Source organism: Bremerella cremea (assembly GCF_003335505.1).
Classification (GTDB): Bacteria; Planctomycetota; Planctomycetia; order Pirellulales; family Pirellulaceae; genus Bremerella; species Bremerella cremea_A.
In genome coordinates this window covers 512,106-518,901 of sequence record NZ_QPEX01000046.1, presented here as the reverse complement: position 1 = coordinate 518,901, position 6,796 = coordinate 512,106, and the positions used below count along the sequence as shown (strand labels likewise).

The following is a 6,796-nucleotide window of genomic DNA, read 5'->3' as shown; positions in this document are numbered from 1 at the left end:
ACGAAGCGAAGTCCTTACAACGCTTGATACGAAACAAGAAGGAGTCGCCGCGTTCCTAATACACGACGGTTTCTTGTTAACCGGCGGCTTCGACGGCACCCTGTGCCGCTGGCGGCTTGAAGAACGAAAGCTTCCTTCCCAAGCCAGGTGAGCAGGATCGCGTCGGCACTCAAATTCCAGCGTTGTCCGAACAGGCTGAGTTTTACCGGAGCCTGCAAGCGATCGAGGAGTTCGCTGCTTCCCTTCGCCGACACTCTGGCCGCTATATTGCACCGTGGGAATGCGTGCTGCGAACGATCGCCAAGTTGACGGTAGGCGATCGCCCTAATCGCAAAGAGCCCCGCCAGGTCAAACGCCGCCCGAAACCGTACAAGCTCCTCCAGTCAGCCCGAAAGTCGATCAGAACCCGAGAGGCTACAATGAGTTAGAGATTAAATTCGTGCCATTCGGGCCTGGCGTCTTTTGTTAGTAAGGCTATTTGTCATGCACTACCACGATTAAGCGTGTGGTAGATCGAACATTTCGTGAACTTGCCCTTGGTTATCTAGTTTTCTATTGTCGCCTCTTCTTTAACAAACTGAAACGGGCTGACGACCTCGACCGGCATGTCGCTGGTGTAGGTTTGGCCGCTGAGATTATCGGTGAAGGTCGAACGCAAGAGGAATTTGCCGGGTCGATTCAGTGAGATCTGCATCGTAAGCGGAAGCTGGGCGTTCAATTTCTCGGCAACGCTGAGGGCCCGCTTGTGGTCTAAGACCAGTTCCGTACCGGCAATCGGCTGGCCATCTTCGGTAAAGGCTTTCACGCTGTGCGTGATGTCGATCGCGTAGTCTTTGACCGTGTACTTAGTGATATCGCAGTTCAGATAATAGAGCTGCCCCGCCGTAAGGAATTGTCCGGCAGCCACTTTATCGTGAGAATCTCGCGAAACACGGAGGTTTATAGCAGATAGCCCTTCTATAGGCATAAAACGAATAGGAGCAGATAGAATGGTCTTCGTTCCTTTTTCTTTCTCCGTCAGATGAAGTTGAATTTCCCTTACCGGTTCCACAAGTCCGCGATCCGGATTGACACCGAACTGTAAGTATCCCAGAAAAAAACGATCGCCAAAGCCAGCTAAGACTTTAGATTCACCAAGGGAGAATTCGGTAACGACACGTCCGTGTCCGTCAAGGAAATATACATGCGATGCTTGAGTGGTCCTGCCGCCGTGGTTGGGATCTGCAAAGCCGAGTGTAGCCCAAATATCCTCCCCCATCAGAAAGTCCGTTGTCCGTGCCACTCCGTACTTGCCATGGGTGAGAAACATAAACGGTTCGATATTATCGCTCTTCGAATCCTGCCCAGTTCCGGAGATATCGACCGGCAGTTTCATCGATGTCGTCTTGCCAGTCGGTTGGTCAACGGACTCTTGAGAAATCGAGAATCGACCTACTTTATTGAATTGCAAAAGGGTCGTGTCCCAAAATCTCTCAGGTAATCTCTCTTGTTCCGGGACAGTCGTAGTTAGGGTTACTTCAGCAGTCCCCCCAAGCAGCGTTTTTGAGTCGAAGCGATAAAGGTCTATTCTTGATCTAACGCGAAAAGTACGGTCGTCAAATGACATATTCATAACTCGCGTACCAAGCGCGTAAAATCTGCCAGGTTGGAGCGTTGGCCCGCTTGGGAATTCGTGATTTACATCAAGAAACCATGAAGGTTCCGCATTGCAAAAAGACTTTGGCTCCTTCCAAATGAATGGTTTCCTAGCTTCGATTACACGTCCCGATGAGAGGTGAGTGATTGTAACAACAAGTGTGTAGTTGCCCGGAGGAATTCCCTTTCGATCACTGTCGATTTCCAAAGTTGTTTCAAGAGAGTCACCGCCTAAGACCTGGGTATAGTAATTCGGTTTGCCTTGGGTCTTCAGTATCTGCTGGTTGTTCGAATCTACTACAATGCCGTCTATTTGAATCTGTCCCGTGTATGGGCGACTATCTTTGAGCCCCGTTAAGCGGAGTGAGACGAAAAGTGTTTCGCCTGTATAGAAGACGTTTGGGCAAGGCTGTCCAGACTCTCCATAAGTAAATAACAGATCTGCCTGAAGTGAATCATCCGCCGAAGCGAAAGAGATCGATGCAAATGCAAGCACAGCAGGGAGTGCGATGTCACGAAACAAAGACATTAGAAGTCACCCTGGTTTTACATGAATAATTTATCAGCACAAAGAAACGACAAGCACTCATTAACGCTTATAAACAACTTTAATGCCATAGTTTTCAGTTCCATCTTCTAGGAGTTGTAGTGCAGACTCAAATGACCACCCGCTATGGTCACCCCACGGCGATTGCGCCATGATGGGTAATCTGCGATAATTCGGCAAGTGCATCTTAGGCGTTTTGCGATGTTTGTTTCGCGGCCTGGGTTTGCTTGGCAGGGAGGTTATCGCATGTCTGCTTCTTCGTCTTCGTCCGCCGCTTCCATTCAACAGCACTTCGCCGATTTGACCGATCCGCGGACGCGGAAGGTAACCTATCCGTTAACCAACGTCGTGACGATGTCGCTGTGTGCGGTGCTCGGTGGGGCGGACGATTTTGTCGCGATCGCCGACTGGGCCGAAGACAAGAAGGAGTGGCTGGCGCAGTTTCTCGACATGAGCACTGGCGTTCCTTCGCACGATCGCTTCAATGCGATTCTTGGTGCGCTCAAGCCGGCCGAATTCGAAAAGTGTTTGCTCAGTTGGATCACCGCGCTGCTGGAGGTGACCGACGGCCAACCATGTAGGTCCTGCGAAGCCAGGTTGATCGTAGCAAATCGTATCCGCAAACTGGTGTGCTGCGAGGCGAACATGGCTAGAGGTAAAAGATCAGTTAAAATAAGTGTTCCGTCAGTTATAATGGCTGTGCTGGAGATCTGGCCCCCATTCGAAGCTCTGCCAAGCGATTCTTCTTAGTAGCTCAAAGCAACCTGTCGCGAAAGGAACGGCGAGGGAATGAAATCCGCGATTGTTGTTACCTCGCTTGCGTGGCTGTGCTGCCTGACTGCCGTGATGAAAGCGGCCCCCAAGGTCGAATCTGATACTACGCCAATCGGACAGGACGAGGGGGCGAATCTTGAGAAATGGATATTCCCGGCGTCGTATCGTTTTCCCCGAAAGAAGGCGTTGCATGTCGGAATCATTCTGCCTCATCCGCTGAAGAAGATCGAAAAAATCAATTTCGGCCAGCCCAGTCCTGGGGGACGCGAATTTCTTTTTGAACTCTCGCTGCATTTCCCGGCGGGTGATATCCGGCGAACCAGCAAGGGGCAAATCATGAGTGCCCAAGATGGCGACCTGATTCCGTACTTCGACCACGTTTACCGGGTGAACTACCAGGGAGACGACGTAATCTTGACCGACATGACCAAGCAAGTTCCCCCGAAAATGGTTCCCGCAGCCACGTCTCGAACGGTCGTTTTACGTGAGACGCTGACGTCTCTCTTTCGGAATTGGGATAGCGGCCCCGCCCAAGGGACTCAGCAGGAGTTCGAGTGGATCGATCTGGAAGAAATCGATGATGAATGGGAGCGAGCCAAGTTGTATCGCATCCCGGCAACCCACACGTACACACCCAATGACCAAGGTGGCTGGACCTACCAGCAAACCTCGTCGGAGCCAAGCAGGCAGTGGGTGAAAGTCGGGGATGTTCTTCCAATCGGCGGACGTGCAGTCCTGGTGAAACAGATTGTCGCTCCCCGTCCGATCCCAAATGTCGGCCGACCGGTTGGCTGGATCGAGTTCTCCTTGGCAGATAAGTCCGAGGATGAAGAGAACTAAAAGATCCCCAACGCAAACAAGCTGTACCGCACAACAAACCCTGCCACAACCACGCTGACCATGCTCATCAGTTTGATCAGGATGTTGAGGCTGGGGCCGCTGGTATCTTTGAAGGGGTCGCCGACGGTGTCTCCGACGACGGCGGCTTTGTGGGCGTCGCTGCCTTTGCCGCCGTGGTGGCCAGCTTCGATGTACTTCTTGGCGTTGTCCCAGCTTCCGCCGCTGTTGGCCATGAAGATCGCCAGGCAGAAACCGGTGGTCAAGGCTCCGACTAACAAGCCCAGCACGCCGCCGACACCTAGCAGCCAGCCAACGGCGATGGGCGTGATCAAACCCAGCAGCGAGGGGACGATCATTTCCATTTGGGCCGCTTTGGTACTAATTGCGACTGGCGCGGCATAGTCAGGCAGTTCACTCCCATCCATAATGCCAGGCTTCAAATGGAACTGCCGCCGAACTTCTTCCACCATCCCCTTGGCAGCCCGGCCGACCGCTTTCATGGTGAGCGCGCAGAACACGAACGTGGCCATCGCTCCGATGAAGATCCCTACCAGCACGCGCGGGTTCATCACGTTCGCTTCGTAGTAGTTGGTATAGTCGTTGAGGCTGGCGGCATGCACATGGATAAGCTGGTTGTCGGTGCCGGCGAAGATCAGTTCCGGCTCACCCTCGGTGCTGACCACCTCGACCAGGCTTGGCGGGATAGGCGCTGGCTGGCCGTCGGTGCCGAGCTGTTTCCATAACGCTTGGACCTTTTCGTGTCGTAGGTCGCCTGGCATGGTCAGGTAGCCATGCACGTGATCTTCGCCGTCGTGGTTTTCTTTGTAAACGACGAAGCCAGGGCTGATTTTGGTGGGGGTGTCGTACTCGACTTGGGCGGCGACGCTGTCTCCCCAGCGGCGAAAACCTTCTCGTACTTCCTCCACGTAAGCGGCCATCAAGGCCAGCGCGGTTAGCGCTGCAGAACCGATGGCAAACCCTTTGCCGGTGGCGGCTGTGGTGTTGCCAAGGCTATCGAGGGCATCGGTCCGTTCTCGCACGATCGGTTCGAGGCCAGACATTTCGGCGTTGCCGCCAGCGTTGTCGGCGATGGGGCCGTAGGCGTCTGTAGCCAGGGTGATCCCCAGCGTGCTGAGCATGCCAACCGCAGCAATGCCGACGCCGTACAAACCGAGCGCGAACAGGCCAGGGTCGTTGAAGTTCCAACCGTTGGCACAACCAAACGCCGCAATGGTCGCCATCGTAATCACAACCACCGGAGGCCACACGCTCAGCATGCCATCGGCGATTCCCCCGATGATGATCGTGGCGGGGCCGGTCTCGGATTGTTCGGCGAGGTTTTTGGTGGGGGTGAATTCGTCGCTGGTGGCGTACTCGGTCCATTTACCAATCAGCCAGCCAGCTGCCAGGCCGACTAAGATACTTAGCGCCACGCCAGGGATGGTCACGCCAAGCTGAATCGCAGTCCCCGGCACAACCGGCATCAACAGCGTACAAATCGCGATTGAGAGTACCGCCACGGCGACTGTCGAAGCGTTAATGCCCCGGGAAAGAGCCGCCAGAAGATTCTTTTGATTGGCGTCTTCTTCAGTCCGCACCAGGTAAACGCCAGCGATCGAAAGCAACGCTCCGGTGGCTGCGACTAGCATTGGCAGGAACAACGCGCGAAGCTGGGCGTCGGCGATGTTTTCGTAACCGGCTGCCGCGGCCAGTCCAGGCGAGGCGAATGCGGCTACGCCTAGCGCGGCGGTGGCCAGAATACTACCGCAATAGCTTTCGTACAGGTCGGCCCCCATGCCAGCGACGTCGCCGACATTGTCTCCGACGTTATCCGCGATCGAGGCCGGGTTGCGCGGGTCGTCTTCGGGGATTCCTTTTTCTACCTTGCCCACCAGGTCGGCACCAACGTCGGCCGCTTTGGTAAAGATGCCGCCTCCCACGCGGGCAAACAATGCCTGACAACTGGCGCCCATCCCAAAGCAAAGCATGGTGACGGTGACTTCCAGCAGCGAGAGGTGAAAGATGCCATATAAAACGGCGAACCAGATAGTAATGTCGAGCAGTCCCAGCCCCACCACCGTTAGCCCCATCACGGCGCCACTGCGAAATGCGATTTGCAGCCCTTGGTTCAACGATCGCTGTGCCCCGGCCGCGGTGCGGTTGCTGGCCAATGTGGCCGTTTTCATGCCGATCCACCCGGCCAAGCCTGAGAAGAGCCCTCCCGTCATAAACGCAAAGGGAACCCAGTGACTTTGCACTTCAAACACAAACGCCAATAAGGCCAGCACTAAGCTGATGGCGACAAAGAAGATCGCGACGACGGTGTACTGCTGGGTGAGATAGGCGTTGGCTCCTTGGCGCACGAAGCCAGCGATCTCTTGCATGCGGTCGCTTCCTGGATCGGCCTCGACCATTTGCTTGAAAAAGAAATAGGCCTGAATCAGGGCCCCCAGCGAAGCCAAGAAGACGAACGACCACAACAACCAGACGCCGAGACTCATGGTGCCATTCCTTTGTAAGTCGACGGAATAATCCGAGGTGCGAAAATCGAGGGAGGCGCGCCACTACCGAAGTATTTCTGCTGAAGATGTCTGTGGATCGCAAGTTCTGCCGCTTTGATCCACATGATTAGAGCTTGTTATACCAGAATAAAGGGGTGATTCGTCAATTTGTTTAGGGTAAGTCCCCCTAGTTTCTGCGATAATGGTGCTTAGCGGCCCTTTGGGCGGTTGGATGTCTCTGCTCGTACGGCGAGAGTGCCCCACTAAGTGAGGGGTAATTGCCAGCCAGCAAGGCCGTTAATTGCCGTAAACCTCCTAAGTTGACTTCTGTCCCCCCTGGACGGGCAGGTGAGATTCCTTGAGGAAAGGGGAATAATCGGTGCGCAAATTTGTTGGCTTGATTGCTCGCAGCGATTAAGCTTTAAGAGTCGTGTTTCCTACTTATTGGTAGGGGAAGCATCCGCGTCTGGCTGATTGATAGGCAAAGCCGCGTTGGATC

Annotated in this window: 3 protein-coding genes and 1 pseudogene; 2 read left to right on the top strand and 2 right to left on the bottom strand. The window is 54.5% G+C overall.

Annotated elements, in window-relative coordinates:
- Window positions 1-544: 544 nt before the first annotated feature.
- Window positions 545-2,164, bottom strand: coding sequence for a hypothetical protein (locus DTL42_RS25910; RefSeq protein WP_114373903.1), 1,620 nt, complete (start codon window positions 2,162-2,164; stop codon window positions 545-547).
- A gap of 264 nt (window positions 2,165-2,428) precedes the next feature.
- On the opposite strand from DTL42_RS25910, the pseudogene DTL42_RS25905 reads away from it, so the two are divergent.
- Window positions 2,429-2,755: pseudogene (locus DTL42_RS25905) on the top strand (ISAs1 family transposase); the annotation flags it as partial.
- A gap of 216 nt (window positions 2,756-2,971) precedes the next feature.
- Window positions 2,972-3,796, top strand: a complete 825-nt coding sequence (locus DTL42_RS25900) for a hypothetical protein (RefSeq protein ID WP_114373901.1) — start codon at window positions 2,972-2,974, stop codon at window positions 3,794-3,796.
- Here the strand turns inward: DTL42_RS25900 and DTL42_RS25895 are convergent.
- Window positions 3,793-6,297 carry a sodium-translocating pyrophosphatase gene (locus DTL42_RS25895; protein ID WP_114373898.1) on the bottom strand — a complete coding sequence of 835 codons (2,505 nt, stop codon included), beginning with the start codon at window positions 6,295-6,297 and terminating at the stop codon, window positions 3,793-3,795. The two genes, DTL42_RS25900 and DTL42_RS25895, sit on opposite strands and share 4 nt — an antisense overlap.
- Window positions 6,298-6,796: the final 499 nt, after the last annotated feature.